The sequence below is a fragment of the Allobosea sp. 2KB_26 genome (assembly GCF_052115715.1).
In the GTDB taxonomy this organism is placed as follows: Bacteria; Pseudomonadota; Alphaproteobacteria; order Rhizobiales; family Beijerinckiaceae; genus Allobosea.
Map to the genome: position 1 here is coordinate 63,425 of NZ_JBFRHE010000007.1, position 24,119 is coordinate 87,543.

Genomic DNA, 24,119 nt, shown 5'->3' on the forward strand with positions numbered 1-24,119 from the left:
CGATCAGTTCCCGCGAGACCCCGCTGATCGAAACAAGGCGGGACGGTCCCAGGAAAGGCCGTCCCGCCGTTTTCATTGTGTGGCTTGGCCGACGCCCGCACGGCGTCGAATGCCGGTTTGAGTCTGGCGACGCTACCGGATCGAACCCGGAATGCCGTCTATCCACCAGAGAATCTATCCACCAGAGAACATGGGCTTGAACGCATCAGGCCGCGGGCAAGCCTCCCGCGGCGATGGTCTTGCGTGGCTCAGCCGTCGAGCCGCTGCCCGAGCCGGCCCGCCAGATCCTGGATGTATTGCCAGGCGGTGCGCCCCGAACGTGATCCGCGCGTGGTCGCCCATTCCAGCGCTTCGCGACGAAGCTCATCTGGCGCGATTGTCAGGCCGAAATGGCTGACATAGCCGTTGATCATCTCCAGGTATTCGTCCTGGCTGCACTTATGGAAGCCGAGCCAGAGGCCGAAGCGGTCCGAGAGCGAGACCTTCTCCTCGACGGCCTCGCCGGGGTTGATCGCGGTCGAGCGCTCGTTCTCCATCATGTCGCGCGGCAGTAGGTGGCGACGGTTCGAGGTGGCGTAGAACACGACATTGTCCGGGCGCCCCTCGACGCCGCCGTCGAGCGCCGCCTTGAGCGACTTGTAGGAGGTGTCCTGCCCATCGAAGGAGAGGTCGTCGCAGAAGACGATGGCGCGGTGCTTGTCCTGCCGCAGCATGGCCATCAGCGCCGGCAGGCTCTCGATGTCCTCACGGTGGATCTCGATCAGTTTCAGAGGCAGGGCCTTGCCGGCGATGCGCTTGTTGGTGTCGGCATGGACCGACTTGACCAGCGACGACTTGCCCATGCCGCGCGCGCCCCAGAGTAGTACGTTGTTGGCCGGCAGGCCGTGGGCGAAGCGCTCGGTGTTCTCAGCGAGCGTGTCGCGGACCCGGTCGACGCCACGCAGGAGCGAGAGTTCGACCCGGTTGACCCTGGCGACGGGAGCCAGGTCCGCCGCTGCCGGATGCCAGACGAAGGCGTCGGCGGCTGTCAGGTCCGCAGCCCTTCGTGCCGGCGGCGCAAGGCGCTCCAGCGCCGAGGCAATGCGGAGCAGGGTTTCGAGGTTCAGATCGGGGGAGCCGGTGGTCATCGGGACAAAGCCTATCGCGCGAGCGGTGTTCAAGCTGAGACGTCGAGCCAGGCGACCCAGAGGAGGCGCGGCCCGATGTTCGGGGTTTCCTGTCAGAAGGCCATGACAGCCATTCTTCGGAACGAACTCTATGGAATATGCCAAGCTGAATCGGACAAGGCCATTGCGCGCATGCCGGCAAGCTCATAGGTGAAGCGACGCGGTCGGTTCTTCGCCGCACCGACAATTGATTTAACGGCGTCTCTGGCTATAGTCCGCGCGATTTTTGACCTGACGAAGCCGCAACCGCATCGACGGCAGGCGCGCCCGCGCCGCCGCTGTGAAGGAGCCTTTTTGTGATTACCCCTGCATTTGCCCAAGGTATCGGTGGCGGAACGCCCGAAATGCTGATGAACTTCGTTCCGTTCGTGCTGATCTTCGTGATCATGTGGTTCCTGATCATCCGTCCGCAGCAGAAGCGGGTGAAGACGCATCAGGAGATGATCAAGAACGTGCGGCGCGGTGACACGGTCGTGACCTCGGGCGGTATCGTGGCCAAGGTGTCGAAAGTGATCGACGACGGCGAGATCGAGGCCGAGATTGCCGATGGCGTTCGCGTCCGGCTGGTCAAGGGCATGATCCAGGACGTCCGCTCCAAGAGCGAGCCGGTCAAGAGCTGAATGGCGTCCCGGCCCTGACGGGTCGGCGCGCGACAACAAGGCTGTTCACGCAGATGCTTCGTTTCCAGGCCCGCAAGGTCATCGCGGTTCTCCTCGTCCTGCTCTTCGGTTGCGGGCTGGCTTTGCCGAACCTGTTTTCGCCCGAGACCCGAAAGGCGATCGAGCAGGGCGCCCCGTCCTGGATTCCGCGGTTCCTGCTGCCGATCCATGCCGTGACGCTTGGCCTCGATCTGCAGGGCGGCTCGCATGTTCTGCTTGAGATCGACAGGGCCGACCTGATCAAGACGCAGGTGACGCAGCTTCGCGACGATATGCGGCGCATCCTGCGCGAGGAGCGCATCGCCTTTCAGGGCGGTATCGGCCTGACTGCGCGTGGCGTGCAGGTGCGTGTGCCGGAGGCGAGCGACCGTGCCAAGCTGTTGCCGAAGCTTCGGGAGCTGGCGCAACCGGTCGGTACGCTCGGCGCCTTCGGCCCTTCGGGCACCCAGTCGATCGAGGTCTCCGAGCAGCCTGACGGCCTGGTTCAGCTCCAGCTGACAGAGGCGGGGGCCAATGAGCGCGTGCGTCGTGCCGTCGAGCAAGCCATGGAAGTATTGCGCCGACGCGTCGACGCGCTCGGCACCACCGAACCAAATATCCAGCGCCAGGGACTTGATCGCATTCTTGTCCAGGTGCCGGGCCTGCAGGACCCGCAACGGCTGAAGCACATCCTTGGCGATACCGCCAAGCTGCAGTTCCGCATGGTCGCCGACCAGAACAGCGGTGATGTCGACATGCTGCCCTCGCAGGATGCCGGCGGTCAGCTTGTGCCGGTGAGCCGTCAGGTCATCGTCGAGGGCGAAGACCTGATCGACGCGCAGCCTGCCTTCGACCAGCGCACCAGCCAGCCGATCGTCAATTTCCGCTTCAATATCCGTGGTGCCCAGCGCTTTGGCCAGGCGACGACCGAGAATCTCGGGCGGGCGCTGGCAATCGTGCTCGACAACAAGGTGATCTCGGCTCCGGTCATCCAGTCGCCGATTACCGGCGGCTCGGGTCAGATCTCGGGCAATTTCACGGTCGAGTCCGTGAACAACCTGGCGATTCTGCTGCGCGCCGGCGCCCTGCCGGCCAAGATGACCATCGTCGAGGAGCGTACCGTCGGCCCGGGCCTTGGTCAGGACTCGATCCAGGCGGGCAAGATGGCGACGCTGATCGCGACCGCGCTTGTGATCCTCTACATGGTCCTGACCTATGGGGTCTTCGGGGTCATCGCGAGCGTGGCGCTGCTCGTCCATGTCTGTCTGATCTTCGGACTGATGTCGTTGCTCGGGGCAACCATGACCTTGCCAGGCATCGCCGGCATCGTGCTCACCATTGGCACGGCGGTCGATTCCAACGTGCTGATCTATGAGCGCATGCGAGAGGAATCGCATATGGGCCGCTCATTGGTCTCGGCGCTCGAAGCTGGGTTCCAACGAGCCTTTGCGACGATCATCGACTCGAACGTCACCATGCTGATCGCAGCAGTTGCGCTGTTCTCACTGGGTTCGGGACCGGTGCGCGGCTTCGCCGTGGTCTTCATCCTGGGCATTCTGACGACCGTGATCACGGCCGTGACGCTGACCAGGATGCTGATCGCGCTGTGGTATCGCTGGGCTCGGCCCAAGGCCCTTCCGTTCTGACGCTGCCGACCCGACAGGAGATACGCGCATGCGTCTGCTTCGCATCGTTCCCGACAATACCCGTTTCAAAATCGTCCGCTTCCGGCGCTTCAGCTATCCGTTTTCGGCGGCCTATTCGATTCTCGTCCTGGTGCTCTTCCTCACGGTGGGGCTGAATTTCGGCATCGACTTCCGCGGCGGTACGCTGATCGAGATGCAGGCCAAGGCCGGCAAGGCCGAGATCGCCTCGGTCCGCCATACGGCCAATGGTTTCGGCTTCGGCGAAGTCGAGGTCCAGGAATTCGGCAGCGCCGGCGACATCTCGATGCGCTTTGCGCTGCAGCCCGGCGGCGAAACGGCCCAGCAGGCCGTGGTCGCGAAGGCACGCGAGGCTTTCGCGGGCACGCACGATTTCCGCCGGGTCGAGACCGTCGGTCCGCGCGTGTCGGGCGAGCTGGTCCAGGCCGGTACGCTTGGCGTCGTGCTCGCCATTGTCGGCGTGCTGATCTATCTCTGGTTCCGCTTCGAGATGCAGCTCGCGATCGGCGCGATCGTCGGTACCCTGCACGATATCGTGCTGACCGTCGGCTTCTTCCTGATCACGCAGCTCGAATTCAACCTGACCTCGATCGCGGCGATTCTGACGATCGTCGGGTACTCGCTGAACGAGACCGTGGTGGTGTTCGACCGCACGCGCGAATTGCTGCGCCGCTACAAGACCATGCCGGTCCAGGAACTGCTCGACCTCTCGGTCAACTCGACGCTGTCGCGCACCGCAATGACCGCCACGACGACCGTTCTCTCGCTGATCGCGCTGGTGCTCTTCGGCGGCACGGCGATCGAAGGCTTTGCGCTCGTCATGCTCTTCGGCGTGGTGGTTTGCACCTATTCGGCGATGTTCATCTCGACGCCCGTGCTGCTCTATCTCGATGTGCGCGCCGGGCGCCTTGATGCGGATGTCGAAGAGAAGGTTCCAGCCGGAGCCAAGCCGAAGGCGAGCTGAGCGGGCGGAGCGCCCTGATCATGCCACGCTTTGAAGGCTTCGTTCCCGGGCGGCATCAAATCGATGCCTTCGGAGCGGGCGGGTTCCGGTTTGCCGATATGAGCCATCGCGGCTCGATCCTGGCCTTGCCGGCTGGGGTCCAAATTTGGCCGGTCTCGTCCTTCGCGGAGGTGACGATTGAGAGCCTCCAGCCCGTTCTCGATGCTGCCGATACGATCGACTTCCTGTTGATCGGCACCGGACACGACATCGCCTTCGTGCCCGCAGCCCTGCGCGAACGCTTTCGCGCCGCCGGCATCACCATCGAGGGTATGGCGACGGGGGCTGCGGCGCGGACCTACAATGTTCTCGTCGGCGAAGACCGGCGTGTAGCGGCGGCGCTGATCGCGGTTGAGTAGCAAGGCGCGCGGCGATCATGCTCGTGGGGCGTAGCCAGCCCGGCCTTGCCTGGCCTAGACTGACACTTGATCCAAGGCTGTGCCTGTGAGGCGACTGCCTGGGCGGGACGATCCGCATGACGACCAGAACTGACGATCGCCGCGAGACGCTGCCCGAGGCCCTGCCGGAGGCCTATGCTCATTGTGCTGCGCTGGTGCGCGAGGCCGATCACGATCGCTATATCGCCAGTCTCTACGCGCCCGAGGCCGTACGGCCCGGTCTTTTCGCGCTCTATGCGTTCAGCCACGAGATCGCCAGGGTTCGCGCCGCGGTGAGCGAGCCTCTGCCCGGCGAGGTCAGGTTGCAATGGTGGCGCGACCTGCTGGAGGGCGACGCCAAGGGCGAGGTGCACGCCCATCCGGTTGCCGCCGCGTTGCTCGACACCATCCTGCATTACCGCCTGCCGATCGCGCCGCTGACCGGGTTGATCGAGGCGCGCATCTTCGATCTCTACGACGATCCGATGCCCTCTCTCGGCGATCTCGAGGGCTATGCCGGCGAAACGGCGAGTGCGCTCTTCCGGCTTGCGTCGATCATCCTGGCCGAGGGGCGTGATCCCGGCGGCGCGGCGGCCTGTGGCCATGCCGGCGTCGCCTATGCCCTGACCGGCTTGCTGCGCGCTTTTCCCTGGCATGCGGCGGCAGGCCAGGTCTACGTGCCGGCGGAGATCCTCGCCCGCAACGGGGTGATCCGCGACGACATCGTGCGGGGGCGCGGCGGGCCCGGCGTGCTCTACAGCCTGAAGGAACTCCGAGCGATTGCGCGCAAGCATCTCGCCAAGCTGCGGGAACTGCGCGAGACGATTCCGGCTACGCTCGTGCCGGCCTTCCTGCCGGTCGCCCTGGTCGAGCCCTATCTGAAGAAGATGGAGCGCAACGGCTACGACCCGTTTCGGAGCATCATCACGCTGCCGGCCTGGCAGCGGCACTGGATTCTCTGGCGCGCGGCCCGGAAGGCAATGCGGGGTTAGATCGCGCGCGTTTGCATCGGCGTTCCCAAAAGTCGCAATCCACGTTTCGGGCCGAAGCAATAATTCGCCGGACGCCGAGCCTGGCGTGAAAAAACCCTCTCCCTGAAGGAGAGGGGTGGAGTGGATTACCCTACACGCCGAAGGCGCTCTACTCTGCCGCCTCAGCCGCAGCGGCGCCGGCCCACACATCGAGATGGTCCTTCGCCCGCGCCGTCAGTGCCTGCTTGCGGGCCACGCTCTTGGCAGGGCCCTTCAGGCGTTTGCCGTCCGGCCCCGTCTTGGGCGCGTCCTCGATGTGCGGGAACAGGCCGAAATTGATGTTCATCGGCTGGAAGGAGCGCGGCCCCTCGTCGATGGTGACGATGTGCCCGCCGGTGATGTGGTTGACCAGTGCGCCCAGCGCCGTCGTCGCAGGGGGCAGTTCGAGCGGGCGTCCGAGCCGCTCCGCGGCGGCCATGCGTCCGGTGAGCAGGCCGATGGCGGCGCTCTCGACGTAGCCCTCGCAGCCGGTGATCTGTCCGGCGAAGCGAAGGCGCGGATCGGCCTTCAGCTGCAGGGACGGAGAAAGCAGCTTCGGCGAGTTGAGATACGTGTTGCGGTGGATGCCGCCCAGGCGAGCAAATTCGGCATTCTGCAGTCCGGGGATCATCCGGAAGATCGCGGCCTGCTCGCCGTATTTCAGCTTGGTCTGGAAGCCGGTCATGTTGAACAGCGTGCCGAGCGCATTGTCCTGGCGCAGCTGCACGACCGCATAGGCCTTCACTGTCGGGTTGTGCTTGTTGGTCAGGCCGACCGGTTTCATGGGGCCCCAGCGCAGTGTCTCCCGCCCGCGCTCGGCCATGACCTCGATCGGCAGGCAGCCATCGAAATAGGGCGTGCCCTCCCACTCCTTGAACTCGGTCTTCTCTGCCGCCAGCAGTGCGTCGATGAAGGCCTCGTACTGGTCGCGGTCGAGCGGGCAGTTGATGTAATCGGCGCCGGTGCCGCCGGGCCCGGCCTTGTCGTAACGCGACTGGAACCAGGCCTGGTCCATGTCGATCGAGTCGAAATGGACGATTGGGGCGATGGCGTCGAAGAAGGCGAGTTCGGTCTCGCCGGTCAGGGACTTGATCCCGTCGGCGAGCGCCGGCGAGGTGAGGGGGCCGGTCGCGATGATGACATTGTCCCAGTCTGCCGGTGGCAGGCCGGCGATCTCGCCACGTTCGACGGTGACGAGCGGATGGGCTTCCAATGCGGCGGTGACCGCCTGCGAGAAGCCGTCACGGTCGACCGCCAGCGCTCCGCCGGCCGGGACCTGATGGGCATCGCCCTTGGCCATGATCAGCGAGCTGAGCCGGCGCATCTCCCAATGCAGTTGGCCGACAGCGTTGGACGAGGAATCGTCGGAGCGGAAGGAGTTGGAGCAGACGAGCTCCGCCAACCCCTCGGTCTTGTGCGCGTCGGTGCCGCGAACGGGGCGCATCTCGTGCAAGACAACCGGGACTCCGGCTTCCGCGATCTGCCAGGTGGCTTCAGAACCGGCGAGGCCACCGCCGATGACATGGATTGGTTTCGTGCTCATGCCTGCGATGTGTCCGCAGGCGGGCCGAAGGTCAAGAGAGAGGCGTCTGTGACGCAGCTCTGAAACGCAAAATGCCCGCCTGGGAGGAGGCGGGCATTCGCTCTTCGACCGGGCTGCGGGGAGGACGCAGGCCCAGGAGAAACTATAATCTCGGTAGGCGCGGACAGTAATCAGGCAGCGTGCGAACGGGCGACGTACTGGATTTCCGAACGGGACAGGCCGAGATCGTCCAGCTCACGGTCGGTCAGACGCGAGAGCTCACGGACGGTTTCGCGATAGCGAAGATAGGCGCGGATTTTAGCAGCAATCATGGTGACGAACATTGGTTTGGCTCCTGGGTGCCGGGTCATTTCTGGCCCGACAACGATGAATTCGTTGTGCACTGCATATAAGGGAGGCTGTCTGCCAATTGGAGGGGCAGGATATCAATTCCGTTATGCGATTTGCGCATGGCGATTTAACCAGCCCTTTACATTTTTGCCACGCCCCGCGTCTGTTGCGTAGGAAACCATTAACCAAGCAAGGTCGATTGCCTAAATTGCGGGCTATTTCGGTTCGTCACCAAGGGGTCGATTCCGATGTGGCGCGAAATTAGGCGGCATGCAGTGCTCCGCCATGCGCGCCTGACTCGAATCGGAAGAACCCGGCACGGGCCGGTTTTCCGCGGCCCTCACGCTTTTGCGTCAAGGTTTATGTTGCGCCGCAATGTCGCGCTTGCGTCGCCGTCGCCGGGGCGCTGTGGCAAGCTGTGGCTTACGCCGGAGAAACTGCTGGTGTCGCCACAAGCGATCATGTTCTTCGGCTACAGCGAACGCGCCAGCCAGGCCTTCTGGGCGGAGCCGATGAACGCACTCAGCAATGGCGCCTTCATCCTGGCCGCGATCGCGGGCTTTGTGCTCTATCGGCGCTCGCGTCGGCGCGACTGGGCAGCTGCCGCGCTGATTGCTCTTGTCGTCATGATCGGTATCGGCTCGTTCCTGTTCCACACGATGCCGCAACGCTGGACGCTGCTGGCCGATGTGCTTCCGATCCAGTTCTTCGCGTTCTCCTATTTCGGGTTGGCTCTCGTCCGGTTCATCGGGGCGCGGCCAGCCGTTGCGGTGGGCGGTACGCTGGTTTTCCTTCTTGCGTCCTTCCTGCTCGTGTCGGGGCTTGGCGCGCTGCTGCCGCCCAGCATGCGCGCCTCCGGCGGATATGCCTCCTTCGTGCTGGCGCTGTTTGGGGTCGCGTTCGCGGTGCGGATGCGAGGTGAGGGCGATGCGGCGGCACGTCTGGTCGGCCTCGCCGGGTTTGTCTTTGCGCTGTCGCTCAGCTTGCGCACGCTGGACCAGGTTCTGTGCCAGAGCATCCCCTTCGGCACGCATTGGCTCTGGCACCTGCTGAACGCATTGGTGCTCTATCTCTTGCTGCGTGCGGTGATCGAGCGGACGTCGGCGAACTGATGATATGATCCGACCGTTGCGGATCACGGTCCGCCCGCGACGGCGAAGGCCTCCTTCTCGGCCCGGTCGAGCACGGCGTATTCGGCCGCCAGGCTATCGAGCAAGGCGCGGACGGAGGGCAGGAGACCACGCCGCGACGGAAAGACGGCGTGGATGATGCCGGCGCGCGGGGCCCATTGCGGCAGGACCTCGACCAGCGTTCCGGCTTTCAGGTCGTCCTGGACAACCATCGTCGGGAGTTGGAGGACGCCGACGCCCTGGAGAGCGGCAAGCCGCAGCGCGACCATGTCCTCCGTGACCAGCCGAGGGCTGTGTCGGATGATGGCCGTGGCGCCGTTTGGTCCGTTGAGGCGCCATTCATGGTCCTGATGCGGATCTCCCCAGGACAAGCTGGGCAACGCGCTGAGGTCGGCTGGAACGAGAGGTCGTGATAGGCCCTGCAGCACGCGCGGCGCCGCGACCAGCCGCTGGGTGCTCTCGGCCAGGACCTTCATCACCAACTCGCTTTCCTCCAATGGTGGGAAGCGAACACGGATGGCGATGTCGAAGCCTTCGCGAATGACGTCGACACGCCGATTGGTGCTTTCCAGTTGCACTTCGACCTTGGGGCAGGCCGCCAGGAAGCGGGCGACCATGCCGCCGACCTGAAAGTAGAGCACGGCTGACGGGCAGGCGACGCGCACGATGCCCTGAGGAGCCGCCCGCGCCCGCTCGATCGCTTCCTGGCCCGCGTCGACCTCGACCAGCATCGCGACGCAATGGCGATAATACTCGCGGCCAATCTCGGTGACGGCGAAGCGGCGCGTCGAGCGCTGCACGAGACGCACGCCCAGTCGCTCCTCCAGCAGCGCCAGCCGGCGGCTCAGCCGCGAGCGCGGCATTCCCAGCGCCCGGGCTGCCGCAGCGAAACCCTGATGGTCGACGACCTGAGCGAAGAAATAGAGATCGTTCAGATCCTGCATCGGATGCTCCATTGTCCTGTTCATAGGACAGTGTGGTTAGATAATGCCGTCTACCGCCATTTTTGTCTCATTCATATTCTCCTGGTCAACGCAATGCCTTTGCAATGCTCCCAAGGAGAAACGCAATGAGAAAGGTTCTCGGGGTCTTCAGCAGCCCGCATCCTCATTGGATCGGGGATGGCTTTCCCGTCCGCTCAATGTTCTCGCATGCCGGTCAGGGCGAGCATGTCAGCCCGTTCCTGCTGCTCGACTATGCCGGGCCGGCACAGTTCGCGCCGGCCTCTCGGCCTCGTGGTGTCGGCACGCACCCGCATCGCGGCTTCGAGACGGTGACCATCGTCTATCAGGGTGAGGTCGAACATCGCGATTCAACCGGCAAGGGCGGGTTGATCGGCCCTGGCGACGTGCAGTGGATGACGGCGGCGTCAGGAATCCTGCACGAGGAGTTCCACTCGGAAGCCTTCACCCGCAAGGGGGGCACGCTCGAGATGGTTCAGCTCTGGGTCAACCTCCCAGCCAAGGACAAGAGCGCGACTCCCGGCTACCAGACGCTGCTCGACAAGGAGATCCCTGCAGTCAAGCTGCCCGATGAGGCGGGTACGCTCAGGGTGATCGCGGGCAATTATCGGGGCCATCTCGGGCCGGCGCATACGTTCACGCCCATCAATATCTGGGACCTGCAGTTGCGGCGCGACGGGGCAACTTCGCTCGTCCTGCCGGAGGGCCACACCCTCGGCGTCGTCGTCCTGCGTGGCAACATCCTGATCAACGGCGCGGACAAGGCGCGGGAAGCACAGTTCATCCTGTTCGACCGCCTTGGCGGCGAGGTGAGGCTGGAGGCCGACAGCGACGCCTCGGTGCTGATCGTCAGTGGTGCGCCGATCGACGAGCCGGTCGTCATGCATGGCCCCTTCGTCATGAACACGGCCGAGGAGATCCGTCAGGCGATGATCGATTTCCAAAGCGGCCGGTTCGGCGTCATCCCGCGGGCCGCGGACGGGCGCTGAGGACAGGAGGCTCCGGATGTCCGCGCCGGAGCCATTCCTGGAGTGGCAGCGCAAGCGCTGCCCAAAACAGCGGAACCTCAAGACCAGCAAGGATCATGACAATGACCAAGCCTTATGCGCGCCTGGACAAGGACAATGCCGCGGTGCTGCTTGTCGACCATCAGGCGGGCCTGCTGTCGCTCGTTCGCGATGTAGGCCCTGATCAATTCAAGAACAACGTCCTGGCGCTCGCCGACCTCGCCAAATACTTCAAGCTGCCCACCATCCTGACGACGAGCTTCGAGGATGGGCCGAATGGACCCCTGGTTCCGGAGCTGAAGGAGATCTTCCCCTCAGCTCCCTTCATCCCGCGCCCGGGTCAGATCAACGCCTGGGACAACGAGGATTTCGTCAAGGCGGTCAAGGCGACCGGGCGCAAGCAACTGATCATTGCGGGCGTGGTGACCGAGGTCTGCGTGGCGTTTCCGGCGCTCTCCGCGTTGGCCGAGGGCTACGAGGTCTTTGTCGTGACGGACGCCTCGGGCACCTTCAACGAGATCACCCGGGACTCGGCCTGGGACCGCATGTCGGAAGCGGGGGCGCAGCTGATGACCTGGTTCGGCGTTGCCTGCGAACTGCACCGCGATTGGCGCAACGATGTCGAAGGCCTGGGGGCGCTCTTCTCCAACCACATCCCCGACTATCGCAACCTGATCTCCAGCTACAGCGCGGTGAAGTCGTCGAAGTGACCGGTTTCGCAACCGCATCAACCCAGCCCACAGGAGGACAACCATGAGCACCTTTGCGAATATTGCGAACTTCAACGGCCAGCGGCCGGTCATCGATCCGAACGATGCCGTGATGCTGCTGATCGACCATCAGAGCGGGCTGTTCCAGACCGTCGCGGATATGCCGATGCCGACGCTGCGTGCCCATGCCGCCGCGCTGGCCAGAATGGCCACGCTGAGCAAGATGCCGGTGGTCACCACGGCGTCGGTGCCGCAGGGGCCGAACGGTCCGCTGATCCCGGAGATCCACCAGAACGCTCCGCACGCGACCTATGTTGCGCGTCGCGGCGAGATCAATGCCTGGGACAATCCGGACTTCGTCGCTGCGGTGAAAGCGACCGGCCGCAAGACGCTGATCATCGCCGGCACCATCACCAGCGTCTGCATGGCCTTCCCGAGCATCAGCGCGGTTGCCGATGGTTACAAGGTCTTCGCGGTGATCGACGCCTCCGGCACCTATTCGAAGATGGCACAGGAGATCACGCTCGCCCGCGTCGTTCAGGCCGGGGTCGTGCCGATCGACACCGCGGCCGTCGCCTCGGAGCTGCAGAAGACCTGGCATCGCGACGACGCCCAGCAATGGGCGGAGGTCTACACCAAGATCTTCCCGCCCTATCAGCTTCTGATCGAGAGCTACATGAAGGCGCAGGAGGTCGAGAAGAACCACGAGCAGCTCGACTCGCAGCGCAGCTGACGATTGCGCCGGGTGGGGCGCCCTCTTGGCGCCCCACCCGGCAGCTTCGACCCTGCGCGCAGGGGGAGGACATCATTCCCGGCAACGCCCGTGACGGCCCAGAAATCCGGGGCCCGCGGCTTCGGCCCTCGCCGGCATGACAGGCGAGCAGATGCCGAGCAGACAGGCGAACAGGTCCGAGCGGCGGCGGTCAAAGCGCTGCCGAACCCCAAGCATCCCGCAACTCCTGCGGCGCGAACTCTAGTAAAGTCGCGATTTGTAGCCTTCCGCGAGATTCGCTTCGGCCTCGGCCACCCCGATCGCCTTGGTCTGCTCCGCCACGATCCGGCCAAGCGAAGGGAAGCTGTGCCGCGGGACCTGCGTCGCGGGGTCCCAGAGTTTCGAGCGGATCAACGCTTTGCCACAATGGAAATAGGCTTCGTCGACCTCGACCAGCATGCCGGTAACCGGGGTACGCTCCTGGACGGTGGAGGGTTCGAGCAGGCCGTGTTCGCGCGTCACCCTGGCGCGGCCGTTCACCCGCAAGGTCTCGTTGATGCCGGGCACCATGAAGATCAGGCCTATGCCCGGCGACGCGAGGATGTTGCCAAAGGTGTCGACCCGATTGTTGCCACGCCGGTCCGGGATCAGCAGCGTGCTGTTGTCGAGGATCCTGACGAAGCCGGGCGCATCGCCGCGCGGGCTGGCGTCGGCGCCACCTGCGCCATCGCCGCTGGCGATGACAAGGAAGGGCGAGAGCGCGATGAAGTCGCGGCAGAACTGATCGAGATGCTTCAGCACCTTGCTGTCGGCGATCGGGTTGACCGGGCCGATATGGCTCCGCAGTTCAACCGCATCCTCGATCAACGCTGCCGGCTCGGTGGCTGTCGCAGTCATGAAGTCCTCTCGCCTTTTGCATGGTGCCAACCGCGTGACCGGCTGATCGATCGATTGTCGCGCAAGCTAGCGTTAGATGTCGGATGGCGCCACCAGAGGCGGCGCGCCTGGATGCATGGCGGAGGTGCTTACCCAGCGATATGGGCGCTGCTCGCCTGTGACGCTTCCTCAGAGCCGGGCCTGGGGCCAAAGCGTCACCGAGCGAGCCTCAGGGAATCGCTCCTCAAAGAGGGCTCTTCACGCCTTGCCTCCGAGGCGTAGGCTCGGCCCTGTGTTCGATCCAGCCAGCCGTCACGAGGTCCCCGGATGGGGAGCGCCCAGGACGAACTGCGTGTCCCAGCCTGAGCGCGGCTTTGATCGGAAGATGATCGGAGGCGATCTGGGCGAGGGGGCTGTCGTGAACCTCGATGAGCGAGACCAGATCATGCGGGTTGGCGATGATGCGGTCGAGCGACCAGACCGGGAAACGCGTCGGGAAACTCGCCACGGCACCATCAAGCGGTCCAAAGTCCGGATGAAGCTCCTGCAGGGACGAGTGCCTGCCAAGCCGCCACTCGTTGAAATCACCCATCACCACGACCGGGCGGCCGTCCGGTGGTTCCGAGGCGGCAAGGATGCTCCGGACCTGACGCGTCCGCGAGCGGTGCAGCAGGCCAAGATGCACGGCAATGATCCGAACGGGACCGGCGCGCAATGTCAGGTCGACGACCAGTCCGCCGCGAGGTTCGGCGCCGGGCAGCACGAGTTGCTCGACCCTGTCGACCACGCCGTCGCGGAACAGCACCAGATTGCCATGCCAGCCATGCCCGTTGCGGGTGGCCCGGAGCGGCACGGCCGTGAGCCCGCATTCACGTTCCAGCACGTGAAGGTCGAGCAGGCCCAGGCGCTCTCCGAAACGTTGATCGACTTCCTGCAGCGCGATCACATCCGCATCGATCTCCTTGATCACGTTCATCGTGCGCCAAGGATTGAAACGACGGTCGCGCCCCACACATTTGTGGATGTTATAGGAGGCGACCAGCGTGTTGCCGCGGCCCGCGGGGTGATCGCCGTTGAAATAGGATTTGCGTTGCTGCCGCAAAGCCGTGGCCATCAGCGGTCCGAGGGATTTGAGCCCCCGCGGGAGCCGACGTTTCCGGAACATGAACAACGTGATTCCTGAGGCATTAGGCGGAAGGGTGAAGGGCAGAGGTTTGTTTGTAATAGAACGATTCGTAATGCAGTCTGTTCGGCCTGTCCCGGACTGTTCTCGATACTGTGTCCGGCAAGCGGTCGTTCATGTGTCGTCGAGATCTGGCAGAGGAGAGATGGATCCAACCTTCGCCGCGAGCGCCCGACTGGTTTTTCGCTGCGACGACCCGGCCTCTCCCCGACCATGATGCACCTGCTCCTGATCATCGCTGCATTGGTTGGCCTGCTTGCCCTGGCATCGGCCATCGCGACCTATTCCTATGGTCATTTCGCCCGGCGTGCGAAGGGGGCGCCGTCCAGCGCCCTGGCCGTCGCCGATGACGAGACGCTGCTGGACAGGATCCTCTCGCAGCTCGTCGCCGGGCGCGAGAACGAAACCGGCCTCCTGCTGCTCTCTGAAAATCTCGACGCTTTTGCGGCGAGGGCGGTTGCGGCCCGCAGCGCCGGGCGCAGCCTCGACCTGATGTACTATGTCTGGAAGAACGATCTGACCGGACTGCTTCTCGCCCATGAATTGTTGGCAGCCGCCGATCGTGGCGTGCGGGTCAGGCTGTTGATCGACGACATCAACACCCGGGGGCTGGACGGTGCCTATCTCTCGCTCGATGGACATCCGAATATCTCGGTCAGACTGTTCAATCCGAGCCGGGCGCGGCGCGGTGGCTTGCGGCGCGGCATCGAGATGGTGCTGCGCGCGGTCTCCGTCACGCGGCGGATGCACAACAAGGCCTGGATCAGCGATGGTCGGCTGGCAATCGTCGGTGGCCGCAACATCGGCAATGAATATTTCGCCGCTGCCAAATCCTCCAACTTCCAGGATCTCGACGTTCTGCTCGTCGGAGCCGCGGTGAAGCAGACGGAAGCTGTCTTCGACGCCTTCTGGAACAGCGACGTGGTTATCCCGATCGATGCCCTGGTGACCTGGCGGCAGCCGAAGCTGGCGCGCTTGCGGAGCGCGCTCGCGAAGCTGCTCAAGAGCGCCCGCGCGCGCCCCTATATCGAGCGTGTCCGCGAGCGCATGTCGCTGACAGACACGCTCAATCTCTCCGAGAAGATCCATTGGGCGCGAGAGGCCAAAATCATCTCGGATCCCCCCGAGAAGGCCTTCGGTGGCAAACGGGAGAACTGGTTGCTGGGCGCGCTCATGCCTAGCATTTCAGCCAGTCGCGAGGTGCTCGAGATTACCTCTCCCTATTTCATTCCAGGCAGCGACGGGACGGCGCAACTGAGCGGTCTGGTCGAACGAGGGGTCGATGTCGCGATCCTGACCAACTCGCTGGCGGCAACGGATGTCGCGGCAGTCCACGGTGCCTATGCCCAGTATCGTGAGCGCCTGCTGAAGGGGGGCGTGCGCCTCTACGAACTGCAGCGCTATGCGAGCCGGCAGCAGATCTCCGTCTTCGGCTCGAGCGGCGCCAGTCTGCACACGAAGGCATTCACGGTCGATCGCAAGACCGGCTTCATCGGCTCCTTCAATTTCGACCCGCGCTCCGCTTCGCTGAACACCGAGATGGGCGTGCTGTTCGAGCAACCTGAACTGGTGGCCGAGATGCGGCAGCTCTTCAGGGCTGATACTGCGCCTGAAGTCAGCTACGAGCTCTCGCTCGAGGATGGCGGCCTGCACTGGAACGGCATGCGCGACGGCAAGCCGCGGCGCCTTGGACATGAGCCGGATGCGGGCCCAACCCGCCGCGCGCTGGCGTTCATCGTCGGGCTCCTGCCGATCCAGTCGCAACTCTAGATGCGACTGAGTGTCCAGTGGAGCTCACCCTGTTCCACCAGCAGAACTCTGAGCGGCTTGACGCTCGGGAATGGCAGACGGAAGCTGGCGCCGCATAAGGAGATCGCGATGTCAGCCTTGACCGCCCTGCCTGATCTGGAAACCTTGAAGGGCAGGCTCTACTCTGCTGTCCTTTCCGATGTGCTCGATCAGCTCGGCTTTCCCAATCAGGCGGTGAAGCCGTTCGTGCGGCCGCTCGACGACGCGACGATGCTCTGCGGCTTCGCCCGGACGGGGCTCTACATGAAGCGCTATCATCTTCCCGAGGGCCATAATCCCTACGCGCTCGAGATGGATCTGATCGACAGCCTGAAACCCGGCGAGATCGCCGTGCTGGCCTGCGACGGGCCGACCGACCGGATCGCGCCCTGGGGCGAGCTCCTGACCACGGCCTCGATGGTGCGCGGCGCCGCCGGTTGCCTGACCGACGGGTTGGTTCGCGACGTGCGCCGCATCCGCGAACTCGGCTTCCCGCTCTTCCATGGCGGCATCGGTCCGCTCGATACCAGGGGCCGGGCTGAGATGATGGCGGTTGACGAGGCCGTCGAAGTCGGCGGAGCGCGGGTCGAACCGGGCGACTTCATCTTCGGTGATGCCGACGGCGTGGTGATCGTGCCGCAGCGCATTGCCGAGGAGGTGGTGAAGCTCGCCCTTGCCAAGATCGAGGCGGAAGACACGACGCGCGAGGAGCTTCTCGCCGGCGCGAGCTTGCGTTCGGTTTTCGAACGGCACGGAGTGCTTTAGCAGGCAGCATTGGATTCCGGTTACACCGAGCCCGGCGCTACCCCGACATAGCGCGCTCGCGGCCGGATCAGGCGGCCAGTCTGAAACTGCTCCAGGGCATGGGCGATCCAGCCGGTGCAACGGGCCGCGGCGAAGATCTGGAAGGGGGCGTCCTGCGGCAGGCCCAGCGAGGACGCCAGGGCCGTCAAGGCAAAGTCGATGTTGGGACTTTCGCCGGTGATCGCTTCCGTGACGTGGCGGATTTCCTGGAATTCCGCGGGAAGAGGGAAGGCTGACAGCAACCCGCGCGCCCGAGGATCCCCCTCCGGATAGAGCGGGTGCCCGAAACCTGGCACCGGTGTCCCTAGGGCTAGCCGCGACTGGACGGCGGTCTCGACACCCTCCCGCCGCGCTTCGCCGAAGAAGGCGCGAACCCGGGCCGACATGCCGCCATGCAAGGGGCCTGACAGCGCGGACAGGCCTGCCAGGACGCAGGCGGCGAGCGAGGCCCGGGTCGAGGCCGTGACGCGGACCGCGAAGGTCGATGCATTCAGCTCATGGTCCGCCAGCAGGACGAGGCAGGTGCGAATGAAATCGGCGCCCGTTGGGTCGCAGCCCCAGGCGCGCGCGATGCGCTCGTGAATCGGGCCTTCGCCGGGGCGACCGGCAACCGCATCGACGAGCGCGTCCAGCACTGAAGCTGCTTCGAAATACAGGGCTTTCGGGGTCCGGCTGCCGATCACCGGGTCTGCTGCGGCGCGTGCCGCGATCATGGCGAACATCCGCTGATTGCCGGTTCCGGGGCCGACGATGTTGAACTGAGGCGGAAAACGCGCATCGCCGCAGGCCCAGAGCAGGCGGGCGATATCCTCGAGCCGGACGCTCCGGGCCAGGGTTTCGGCATCCTGACCGCGATACCACAGCCGTCCATGTGCGATCGTCGTGATGCTCGATGGCAGAACCGGCTCGCCCCAGGCGATGGCGTCCTCGGCAATCGCCGCGTTTCGTCGCCCTCGCGACTTCCGGTATTCTAGCCGCGCGACATCGGCCGCGCGATAGAGGCTGCGCCGCGGATCGCCGATATCGGCCCGCGCTTCGATCCGCCCCCGGCTCACATAGGCGTAGAGCGTTTGCGGCTTCAGCTGCAGCCGCGTCATCACCTCTTGCGCGGTCAACCAATCGCTCATCGCCATATATTGATTTTATTGTTCAAGATTGATTCTAGTTCGGCCCGAACCGATCCTCAAGGCAGTTCTTCAAAGGAGTGTCCAATGTCGGATGGGTTGGAAAATGTCGTTGCAGCACGGACGGTCCTCTCGGACGTGGACGGGGCGGCCGGCCGGTTGGTCATCAGGGGGCATCTTCTCGACGATCTTGCCGGCCGCGTGAGCTTTGCCGAGGCGGCGCAGCTGATGCTCGCTGGCTTCTTCGACGAACTGCCGTCCGGTGATGCGTTCGAGGCCGCGCTCGGCGAGAGCAGGCTGGATGTGTTCAGCGAGGTGGCGAGCCTCGATGAGACGCTCATCCGGCGCGCGCCGGTCGAAGCGCTCCGTGCGTTGATGGCGCGATTGGCCGATGGCGATGATGCGGCGACCGCCTTGCGCCTCCTGGCCGCGCCGGCCGTCTTCACGCCGGCGATCGTACGGCGGCAGCGCGGGCTCGCACCGATCATGCCGGATGTGCGGCTGGGCCACTCGGCCGACATCCTGCGGATGATGCGCGGCGAGGCTGCCAGCCCGTCGCAGGCCACGGCGCTGGATACCTATCTCGTCACGGTTTGCGATCATGGGCTGAATGCCTCGACTTTCGCCGCCCGCGTCGTCGCATCGACGCAGGCGGGACTGACCTCGGCCGTCGTGGCCGGGCTCAGCGCACTGAAAGGGCCGCTGCATGGCGGAGCGCCTGGGCCGGTGATCGACATGCTCGACGAGATCGGCGAGGTGGGGAATGCACGAGCCTGGCTGGAGGCGGCGTTGCAGCGCGGCGATCGCCTCATGGGGTTCGGGCACCGCATCTACCGCGTGCGTGACCCTCGTGCCGACGCGTTGAAGCGGGCGATACGCCAGCTCGATGCGGATTCCGGCCGCCTCGCCTATGCCGAAGCGGTCGAGCGGGCCGCCTTGGCTATTCTTCGCGAGCGGAAGCCGAACCGCGCGCTGCAGACGAATGTCGAATTCTACACCGCCCTCCTGCTCGAAGCCCTCGCATTCCCGCCCGAGAGTTTCACCTGCGTCTTCGCAATGGGACGGACGATCGGCTGGATCGCCCATGCCCAGGAACAGGTTGTCGGCGGTCGGCTCATTCGGCCCCAGTCAACCTATGTCGGTCCGGCGCCAAGACGTGCTGCCTGACGGGCGCCGGCTGCCGCCATCAGCTGCATTGCTGCAGCTGCCGCGAGGCGGCGGTCACGCCGTCCAGCGAGAAGGTGTAGCTGGTTTCGTTGCCGCGGGCCGAGCGCGCCTCGAGCACCATCTCGTCGCCGGCCTTCATCGCTGCCAGCAGTTCGCCTTCGCGTTCGACGCGCTGGAGCCAGGCATTGCGGCCGGCGGTCAGCATGCGGAAACGCTCCTCGCCGATCGTGACTTGGACGGTCGAATCCTTGGCGAAGTCGTAACCCGTCTGGAAGCTCGACTCCGTGCGGCCAGCGCTCTCACCGCTCTGGACGAAGAAATACACGTCCCCATGGCGAAGTTCTGCAGGTTTTTCGGAGATCGGGTTGCTGGAGATATAGCAACGTTGGCTATTCCCGCTCGCATAGGATGAGGCGTTCCAGTTCTTGAACTGACCGAGCGGCTTGGCCGGATTCGCCATTGCTCCGGTCGAAGCCGCGAGGAATACGAAGGTCGCCGGGATCGCCAGTCTCATCATTGCTTCATCTCCTTTTGAGTTCGCAAGGGATGGAACCTGAAGCCTAACGAGGCGTAAACAAGGCGACGGAAAGCGCGTGCGACCCTGCGGCGCAGTGGCACGCGGCCGCCGCCTCCGGCGCGGCAGGAGAGGATGAACGGGGCGGCGCGCTGCGGGGAGCGTGGTCGGTTTGCTTCCGTCGGGGCGGGAGGGGGGCGGCGAACTCGCCGTCGCAGCCTAGCCAAGTCTCCACCGACTGTGAGACTTGGCGGCGCGTCTCAAGTGCTTCAGCCTTCGGGGCGAACGTCCCGCGGACCATTTGCAGAGTGGAGGGACCACATCCGCGTCCGGTGATCGGAACGACGGGACATCGCCGGCGGGCGCATAGCCGGTCGCGCTGTCTCGCGCGCACCGAGGGCGCCAACTGGTGCCCTCACGACGCCTATTCCGCCGCTTGTGCGGGTGCCTTGGCCGGTTTCTTCAGCGGCCGGCGCTCCAGCACCTCCTTGAGGAACCGGGCGGTATGGCTGCGGCTGACCTTGACGACGTCTTCGGGCGTGCCCTGAGCTACGACCTCGCCGCCGCCATCGCCGCCTTCCGGACCCATATCGATGATCCAGTCGGAGGTCTTGATGACCTCAAGATTGTGCTCGATCACCACGACCGTATTGCCCTGCTCGACCAGCTCATGCAGCACTTCCATCAGCTTGGCGACATCGTGGAAATGCAGTCCGGTCGTCGGCTCGTCCAGGATGTAGAGCGTGCGGCCGGTGGCGCGCTTCGAGAGTTCCTTCGACAGTTTCACGCGCTGGGCTTCGCCACCAGACAGCGTCGTTGCCTGCTGGCCGACATGGACATAGCCGAGCCCGACACGCGACAGCGTCTCCATCTTGTCGCGGATCGAGGGCACGGCCTTGAACAGGTCCTTCGCCTCCTCGACGGTCATGTCGAGCACATCCGCGATCGAGCGCTCGCGGTATTTCACCTCAAGCGTTTCGCGGTCGTAACGCTTGCCCTTGCAGACGTCGCAAGTGACGTAGACGTCGGGGAGGAAGTGCATCTCGATCTTGATGACGCCGTCGCCCTGGCAGGCCTCGCAGCGTCCGCCCTTGACGTTGAAGGAGAAACGCCCCGGCTGATAGCCGCGCGCCTTCGCCTCGGGCAGGCCGGCGAACCATTCGCGCATCGGCGTGAAGGCGCCGGTATAGGTTGCAGGGTTGGAGCGCGGGGTGCGGCCGATCGGCGACTGGTCGATGTCGATGACCTTGTCGAGATGCTCCATGCCCTCGATGCGGTCATGCTGGGCCGGATGCTCGATCGAGCCGTTGAGCTTGCGGGCGACGGCCTTGTAGAGCGTGTCGATGACCAGCGTCGACTTGCCGCCGCCGGAGACGCCGGTGATGCAGGTGAAGAGCCCGAGCGGGATCTCGACCGAGACATCCTTGAGGTTGTTGCCCCTGGCGCCGACGATCTTGAGCGATCGACCCTTCTGTGGCTTGCGGCGTTTGGCCGGCACTGGCACCGAGAGTTCACCGGTCAGGTAGCGGCCGGTCAGCGAGTTCGGGTCGGCCAGGATCTGCTCCGGCGTGCCCTTCGAGACGATTTCGCCACCATGGATGCCGGCTCCGGGACCGACATCGACGACGTAGTCGGCGGTCAGGATCGCGTCCTCGTCATGCTCGACGACGATCACGGTATTGCCGAGGTCGCGCAGGCGCCGCAGCGTCCCGAGCAGGCGCTCATTGTCGCGTTGATGCAGACCGATCGAGGGCTCGTCCAGCACATAGAGAACGCCTGTGAGGCCTGAGCCGATCTGCGAGGCGAGACGAATGCGCTGGCTCTCGCCGCCCGAGAGTGTGCCGGAGCCGCGCGCCAGCGTCAGATATTCCAGCCCGACATCAAGCAGGAAGGTCAGGCGGTCGCGGATCTCCTTGAGGATGCGCGTCGCGATCTCGGTCTGCTTCGGGGTCAGATGGCGCGGCAGATCGGAGACCCAGGCCAGCGCATCGCGAACCGAGAGGCGGGAAATCTCGCCGATATGGCTGCCCGCGATCTTCACCGCCAGCGCCTCGGGCTTGAGACGAAAGCCTTTGCAGGCGGCGCAGGGCGTCTCCGACATGAACCGGCCGATTTCCTCGCGTGCCCAGTCGGATTCCGTCTCCTTCCAGCGCCGTTCCATATTGGTGATTACGCCCTCGAACGGCTTCTTCACCTCATAGGCGCGCAGGCCGTCATTATAGGCGAAGCGCACCGGCTCGGTGCCGGTGCCGAACAGGATGGCATCGTGCGCCTGCTTCGGAAGCTCGGACCAGGGCTTCGTCATCGAGAAGCCGAAATGCTTGGCGAGCGCCTCCAGCGTCTGGCCGTAATAGGGAGACGTCGACTTGGCCCAGGGCGCGATAGCCCCCTTCTTCAGCGAGACGGAATCGTCCGGCACGATCAGATTGGCATCGATGCGCATCTCGTGGCCGAGACCATCGCAGGTCGGACAGGCGCCGAACGGGTTGTTGAACGAAAAGAGCCTGGGCTCGATCTCGGGGATGGTGAAGCCGGAGACCGGGCAGGCGAATTTCGAGGAGAAAGTGATGCGCCTAGCCTCGCCGCTCTCCTCCTTCTCATCGGCATACTCGAAGACCGCGATGCCCTCCGCAAGCTCCAGGGCCTGTTCCAGCGAGTCGGACAGGCGCGCCGCGAGGTCGGGGCGTATGACGATGCGGTCGACCACCACGTCGATGTCGTGCTTGAACTTCTTGTCGAGGGCGGGAGCGTCCGGGATCTCGTAGAACTGGCCGTCGATCTTGACGCGCTGGAAGCCGCGCTTCAGCCAGTCGGCCAGTTCCTTGCGGTATTCGCCCTTGCGACCGCGCACCACGGGCGCCAGCAGATAGCCGCGCGTCTTCTCCGGCAGCTCCAGCAGCCGGTCGACCATCTGGCTGACGGTCTGGCTCTCGATCGGCAGCCCCGTCGCCGGCGAGTAGGGGATGCCGGCACGTGCCCAGAGCAGGCGCATGTAGTCGTGGATCTCGGTGACGGTGCCGACCGTCGAGCGCGGGTTCTTCGAGGTCGTCTTCTGCTCGATCGAGATCGCCGGCGAGAGCCCGTCGATCTGGTCGACATCGGGCTTCTGCATCATCTCGAGGAACTGGCGGGCATAGGCCGAGAGAGACTCGACATAGCGGCGCTGGCCCTCGGCATAGATCGTGTCGAAAGCGAGTGAGGATTTGCCGGAGCCCGAAAGCCCGGTGAAGACCACGAGCTTGTCGCGCGGGATCGCCAGGTCGACATTCTTGAGATTGTGCTCGCGCGCGCCGCGCACGGAAATCACGCGTGCATTCGGATCGGCCGCGCGGTTGCGGTCGAACATGTCCTCAAGCGTGGCGGCTTGTTCAGCCAAGGAGGTCTTGCGGGCCATCGGGGCGTCCGTTCGGGTAAGGCGTAGAGATAGGGCAAATGGCCGGCCATGCCAGCCTCACGGCGGTCTGGCAGGCATGAATATCACGCAGCGGGATAGGCTGCTGTCTTTCTCCTGACAATTCGCGTCAGGAGTAGGGCATCCGGTTCGGCGAACGGTGCCGCCGTCCGCCGAGGCTCGTCCGACCTCCGGCGGCCGCCTCGCGAATCCTGATGAAGACAGGGGACAACTCTGCAAAACGGACTTGAACAAAGCAAGAACATTGTTGATAGTGACGTCTGCGGGCGCTAGGGTCCGGCTCCGGTCGTCGATCGGATTTGCAGATGTGCGCAGGAAATGGAGCCTCTCATGGCTGGTAGCGTCAACAAGGTCATTCTGGTCGGTAATCTCGGGCGCGACCCCGAGGTGCGCCGGCTCGGCAGCGGCGAGCCGGTCGTCAATCTGCGCATCGCCACGTCCGAGACCTGGCGCGACAAGCAGTCCGGCGAGCGCAAGGAAAAGACCGAGTGGCACTCGGTGGTGATCTTCAACGAGAATCTCGCCAAGGTCGCGGAGCAGTATCTGAAGAAGGGCTCGAAGGTTTACATCGAGGGCCAGCTCCAGACGCGCAAGTGGCAGGATCAGTCCGGCGTCGAGAAGTACACGACCGAGATCGTTCTGCAGCGCTTCCGTGGCGAACTCACCATTCTCGACAGCCGCGGGCAGGGTGGCTCTGACGAGTATGGTGAGGGCGGTGGTTCGGTCGAAGACCGTTCGGGCGGCGGCGGCTCCTTCGGGCGTTCGAGCCCGATGGGCGGCGGTGGCGGCTCGCGCCAGCCGGCCATGTCCAGCGGTGGTGGCGGACGTTCGTCGAGCACTCATCTCGACGACGATATCCCGTTCTAGGGCAGGCGAGGGCGAACCGCTTTGCGGATCGCAATCTCCCCAGGATCAGAAGGCCGCTCCAGACCGTTCGGAGCGGCTTTTTTGTTGGTCGCTGAAGGACGGGGCGGGGCCGTCTATCATTGCAGGTGAAGT

At 64.7% G+C, this 24,119-nt stretch carries 22 protein-coding genes; 13 read left to right on the plus strand and 9 right to left on the minus strand.

Features of this window, described 5'->3' with window-relative positions:
* Positions 1-248 precede the first annotated feature (248 nt).
* Positions 249-1,127: an ATP-binding protein gene (locus AB4099_RS19440; RefSeq protein WP_441479265.1), complete on the minus strand. Its 879-nt coding sequence runs from the start codon at positions 1,125-1,127 to the stop codon at positions 249-251.
* A 383-nt stretch (positions 1,128-1,510) separates the two neighbouring features.
* Here AB4099_RS19440 and yajC point away from each other — a divergent pair, with 383 nt between their 5' ends.
* From yajC to AB4099_RS19465, 5 genes are all read left to right on the plus strand, one after another.
* Entirely contained in the window at positions 1,511-1,786 is a 276-nt protein-coding gene (gene yajC / locus AB4099_RS19445; protein WP_113515774.1) for a preprotein translocase subunit YajC, read from the plus strand.
* 53 nt (positions 1,787-1,839) lie between these two features.
* Positions 1,840-3,450, plus strand: coding sequence for a protein translocase subunit SecD (secD, locus tag AB4099_RS19450; RefSeq protein ID WP_113515775.1), 1,611 nt, complete (start codon positions 1,840-1,842; stop codon positions 3,448-3,450).
* 28 nt (positions 3,451-3,478) lie between these two features.
* Positions 3,479-4,432, plus strand: a complete 954-nt coding sequence (secF, locus tag AB4099_RS19455; RefSeq protein WP_113515776.1) for a protein translocase subunit SecF — start codon at positions 3,479-3,481, stop codon at positions 4,430-4,432.
* Between the two features lie 20 nt (positions 4,433-4,452).
* A complete protein-coding gene (locus AB4099_RS19460; protein ID WP_441479266.1) occupies positions 4,453-4,830 on the plus strand; it encodes an Mth938-like domain-containing protein in 378 nt (125 codons plus the stop codon).
* Positions 4,831-4,946: 116 nt separating this feature from the next.
* Complete coding sequence (locus AB4099_RS19465; protein ID WP_441479267.1) at positions 4,947-5,840, plus strand: phytoene/squalene synthase family protein; 894 nt, start codon at positions 4,947-4,949, stop codon at positions 5,838-5,840.
* Between the two features lie 148 nt (positions 5,841-5,988).
* Here the strand turns inward: AB4099_RS19465 and trmFO are convergent, their stop codons facing one another.
* Together trmFO and AB4099_RS19475 are read right to left on the minus strand one after the other, a co-directional pair.
* Positions 5,989-7,401, minus strand: a complete 1,413-nt coding sequence (trmFO, locus tag AB4099_RS19470) for a methylenetetrahydrofolate--tRNA-(uracil(54)-C(5))-methyltransferase (FADH(2)-oxidizing) TrmFO (RefSeq protein ID WP_441479268.1) — start codon at positions 7,399-7,401, stop codon at positions 5,989-5,991.
* A gap of 170 nt (positions 7,402-7,571) precedes the next feature.
* Positions 7,572-7,724 carry a DUF1127 domain-containing protein gene (locus AB4099_RS19475; RefSeq protein WP_113515780.1) on the minus strand — a complete coding sequence of 51 codons (153 nt, stop codon included), beginning with the start codon at positions 7,722-7,724 and terminating at the stop codon, positions 7,572-7,574.
* 450 nt (positions 7,725-8,174) lie between these two features.
* On the opposite strand from AB4099_RS19475, the gene AB4099_RS19480 reads away from it, so the two are divergent.
* Positions 8,175-8,843, plus strand: a complete 669-nt coding sequence (locus tag AB4099_RS19480) for a ceramidase domain-containing protein (RefSeq protein WP_441479269.1) — start codon at positions 8,175-8,177, stop codon at positions 8,841-8,843.
* A 23-nt stretch (positions 8,844-8,866) separates the two neighbouring features.
* Here the strand turns inward: AB4099_RS19480 and AB4099_RS19485 are convergent, their stop codons facing one another.
* The gene (locus AB4099_RS19485; protein WP_113515938.1) at positions 8,867-9,805 is read right to left on the minus strand and encodes a LysR family transcriptional regulator; all 939 of its coding nucleotides are present in this window, start codon (positions 9,803-9,805) and stop codon (positions 8,867-8,869) included.
* Positions 9,806-9,930: 125 nt separating this feature from the next.
* On the opposite strand from AB4099_RS19485, the gene AB4099_RS19490 reads away from it, so the two are divergent.
* The 3 genes from AB4099_RS19490 to AB4099_RS19500 all read left to right on the plus strand — a co-directional run bounded on the left by AB4099_RS19490 (position 9,931) and on the right by AB4099_RS19500 (position 12,273).
* On the plus strand, positions 9,931-10,812 hold the full coding sequence (locus AB4099_RS19490; protein WP_441479270.1) for a pirin family protein: 882 nt from the start codon (positions 9,931-9,933) through the stop codon (positions 10,810-10,812).
* 101 nt (positions 10,813-10,913) lie between these two features.
* Entirely contained in the window at positions 10,914-11,540 is a 627-nt protein-coding gene (ycaC, locus tag AB4099_RS19495) for an isochorismate family cysteine hydrolase YcaC (protein ID WP_441479271.1), read from the plus strand.
* A 43-nt stretch (positions 11,541-11,583) separates the two neighbouring features.
* Positions 11,584-12,273 (plus strand): isochorismatase family protein, encoded by a 690-nt coding sequence (locus tag AB4099_RS19500; protein WP_441479272.1) that lies wholly within the window; start codon positions 11,584-11,586, stop codon positions 12,271-12,273.
* A 240-nt stretch (positions 12,274-12,513) separates the two neighbouring features.
* On the opposite strand, the gene AB4099_RS19505 is transcribed toward AB4099_RS19500, so the two are convergent.
* Together AB4099_RS19505 and AB4099_RS19510 are read right to left on the minus strand one after the other, a co-directional pair.
* Entirely contained in the window at positions 12,514-13,149 is a 636-nt protein-coding gene (locus AB4099_RS19505; RefSeq protein ID WP_113515784.1) for a pyridoxamine 5'-phosphate oxidase family protein, read from the minus strand.
* 223 nt (positions 13,150-13,372) lie between these two features.
* Entirely contained in the window at positions 13,373-14,242 is an 870-nt protein-coding gene (locus AB4099_RS19510) for an endonuclease/exonuclease/phosphatase family protein (protein ID WP_441479273.1), read from the minus strand.
* 285 nt (positions 14,243-14,527) lie between these two features.
* Here AB4099_RS19510 and AB4099_RS19515 point away from each other — a divergent pair, with 285 nt between their 5' ends.
* Entirely contained in the window at positions 14,528-16,081 is a 1,554-nt protein-coding gene (locus AB4099_RS19515) for a phospholipase D family protein (protein ID WP_441479434.1), read from the plus strand.
* A gap of 108 nt (positions 16,082-16,189) precedes the next feature.
* Positions 16,190-16,864: an RraA family protein gene (locus AB4099_RS19520; RefSeq protein WP_113515940.1), complete on the plus strand. Its 675-nt coding sequence runs from the start codon at positions 16,190-16,192 to the stop codon at positions 16,862-16,864.
* A gap of 20 nt (positions 16,865-16,884) precedes the next feature.
* On the opposite strand, the gene AB4099_RS19525 is transcribed toward AB4099_RS19520, so the two are convergent.
* Positions 16,885-18,030, minus strand: a complete 1,146-nt coding sequence (locus AB4099_RS19525; protein WP_441479274.1) for a citrate synthase family protein — start codon at positions 18,028-18,030, stop codon at positions 16,885-16,887.
* A gap of 84 nt (positions 18,031-18,114) precedes the next feature.
* Between AB4099_RS19525 and AB4099_RS19530 the strand changes: the two genes are divergently transcribed.
* A complete protein-coding gene (locus AB4099_RS19530) occupies positions 18,115-19,194 on the plus strand; it encodes a citrate synthase/methylcitrate synthase (RefSeq protein WP_441479275.1) in 1,080 nt (359 codons plus the stop codon).
* Between the two features lie 19 nt (positions 19,195-19,213).
* Here AB4099_RS19530 and AB4099_RS19535 read toward each other — a convergent pair whose 3' ends face one another.
* A complete protein-coding gene (locus AB4099_RS19535; protein ID WP_113515787.1) occupies positions 19,214-19,711 on the minus strand; it encodes an invasion associated locus B family protein in 498 nt (165 codons plus the stop codon).
* Between the two features lie 421 nt (positions 19,712-20,132).
* Positions 20,133-23,054, minus strand: coding sequence for an excinuclease ABC subunit UvrA (gene uvrA, locus AB4099_RS19540; protein ID WP_441479435.1), 2,922 nt, complete (start codon positions 23,052-23,054; stop codon positions 20,133-20,135).
* Between the two features lie 396 nt (positions 23,055-23,450).
* Between uvrA and ssb the strand changes: the two genes are divergently transcribed.
* The gene (ssb, locus tag AB4099_RS19545) at positions 23,451-23,987 is read left to right on the plus strand and encodes a single-stranded DNA-binding protein (protein WP_113515943.1); all 537 of its coding nucleotides are present in this window, start codon (positions 23,451-23,453) and stop codon (positions 23,985-23,987) included.
* The last annotated feature ends 132 nt before the right edge of the window (positions 23,988-24,119 follow it).

What these genes read in the sequence shown, in the direction of transcription:
- AB4099_RS19490 (WP_441479270.1), top strand. Translation starts at nt 9,931, where the DNA reads ATGAGAAAGGTTCTCGGGGTCTTCAGCAGCCCGCATCCTCATTGGATC.
- ycaC (WP_441479271.1), top strand. Translation starts at nt 10,914, where the DNA reads ATGACCAAGCCTTATGCGCGCCTGGACAAGGACAATGCCGCGGTGCTG.
- AB4099_RS19515 (WP_441479434.1), top strand. Translation starts at nt 14,528, where the DNA reads ATGCACCTGCTCCTGATCATCGCTGCATTGGTTGGCCTGCTTGCCCTG.
- AB4099_RS19525 (WP_441479274.1), bottom strand. Translation starts at nt 18,030, where the DNA reads ATGAGCGATTGGTTGACCGCGCAAGAGGTGATGACGCGGCTGCAGCTG.
- AB4099_RS19510 (WP_441479273.1), bottom strand. Translation starts at nt 14,242, where the DNA reads ATGGCCACGGCTTTGCGGCAGCAACGCAAATCCTATTTCAACGGCGAT.
- AB4099_RS19520 (WP_113515940.1), top strand. Translation starts at nt 16,190, where the DNA reads ATGTCAGCCTTGACCGCCCTGCCTGATCTGGAAACCTTGAAGGGCAGG.
- AB4099_RS19505 (WP_113515784.1), bottom strand. Translation starts at nt 13,149, where the DNA reads ATGACTGCGACAGCCACCGAGCCGGCAGCGTTGATCGAGGATGCGGTT.
- AB4099_RS19440 (WP_441479265.1), bottom strand. Translation starts at nt 1,127, where the DNA reads ATGACCACCGGCTCCCCCGATCTGAACCTCGAAACCCTGCTCCGCATT.
- uvrA (WP_441479435.1), bottom strand. Translation starts at nt 23,054, where the DNA reads ATGTTCGACCGCAACCGCGCGGCCGATCCGAATGCACGCGTGATTTCC.
- AB4099_RS19500 (WP_441479272.1), top strand. Translation starts at nt 11,584, where the DNA reads ATGAGCACCTTTGCGAATATTGCGAACTTCAACGGCCAGCGGCCGGTC.
- secD (WP_113515775.1), top strand. Translation starts at nt 1,840, where the DNA reads ATGCTTCGTTTCCAGGCCCGCAAGGTCATCGCGGTTCTCCTCGTCCTG.
- yajC (WP_113515774.1), top strand. Translation starts at nt 1,511, where the DNA reads ATGCTGATGAACTTCGTTCCGTTCGTGCTGATCTTCGTGATCATGTGG.
- AB4099_RS19460 (WP_441479266.1), top strand. Translation starts at nt 4,453, where the DNA reads ATGCCACGCTTTGAAGGCTTCGTTCCCGGGCGGCATCAAATCGATGCC.
- secF (WP_113515776.1), top strand. Translation starts at nt 3,479, where the DNA reads ATGCGTCTGCTTCGCATCGTTCCCGACAATACCCGTTTCAAAATCGTC.
- AB4099_RS19465 (WP_441479267.1), top strand. Translation starts at nt 4,947, where the DNA reads ATGACGACCAGAACTGACGATCGCCGCGAGACGCTGCCCGAGGCCCTG.
- AB4099_RS19530 (WP_441479275.1), top strand. Translation starts at nt 18,115, where the DNA reads ATGTCGGATGGGTTGGAAAATGTCGTTGCAGCACGGACGGTCCTCTCG.
- AB4099_RS19475 (WP_113515780.1), bottom strand. Translation starts at nt 7,724, where the DNA reads ATGTTCGTCACCATGATTGCTGCTAAAATCCGCGCCTATCTTCGCTAT.
- ssb (WP_113515943.1), top strand. Translation starts at nt 23,451, where the DNA reads ATGGCTGGTAGCGTCAACAAGGTCATTCTGGTCGGTAATCTCGGGCGC.
- AB4099_RS19485 (WP_113515938.1), bottom strand. Translation starts at nt 9,805, where the DNA reads ATGCAGGATCTGAACGATCTCTATTTCTTCGCTCAGGTCGTCGACCAT.
- AB4099_RS19535 (WP_113515787.1), bottom strand. Translation starts at nt 19,711, where the DNA reads ATGATGAGACTGGCGATCCCGGCGACCTTCGTATTCCTCGCGGCTTCG.
- trmFO (WP_441479268.1), bottom strand. Translation starts at nt 7,401, where the DNA reads ATGAGCACGAAACCAATCCATGTCATCGGCGGTGGCCTCGCCGGTTCT.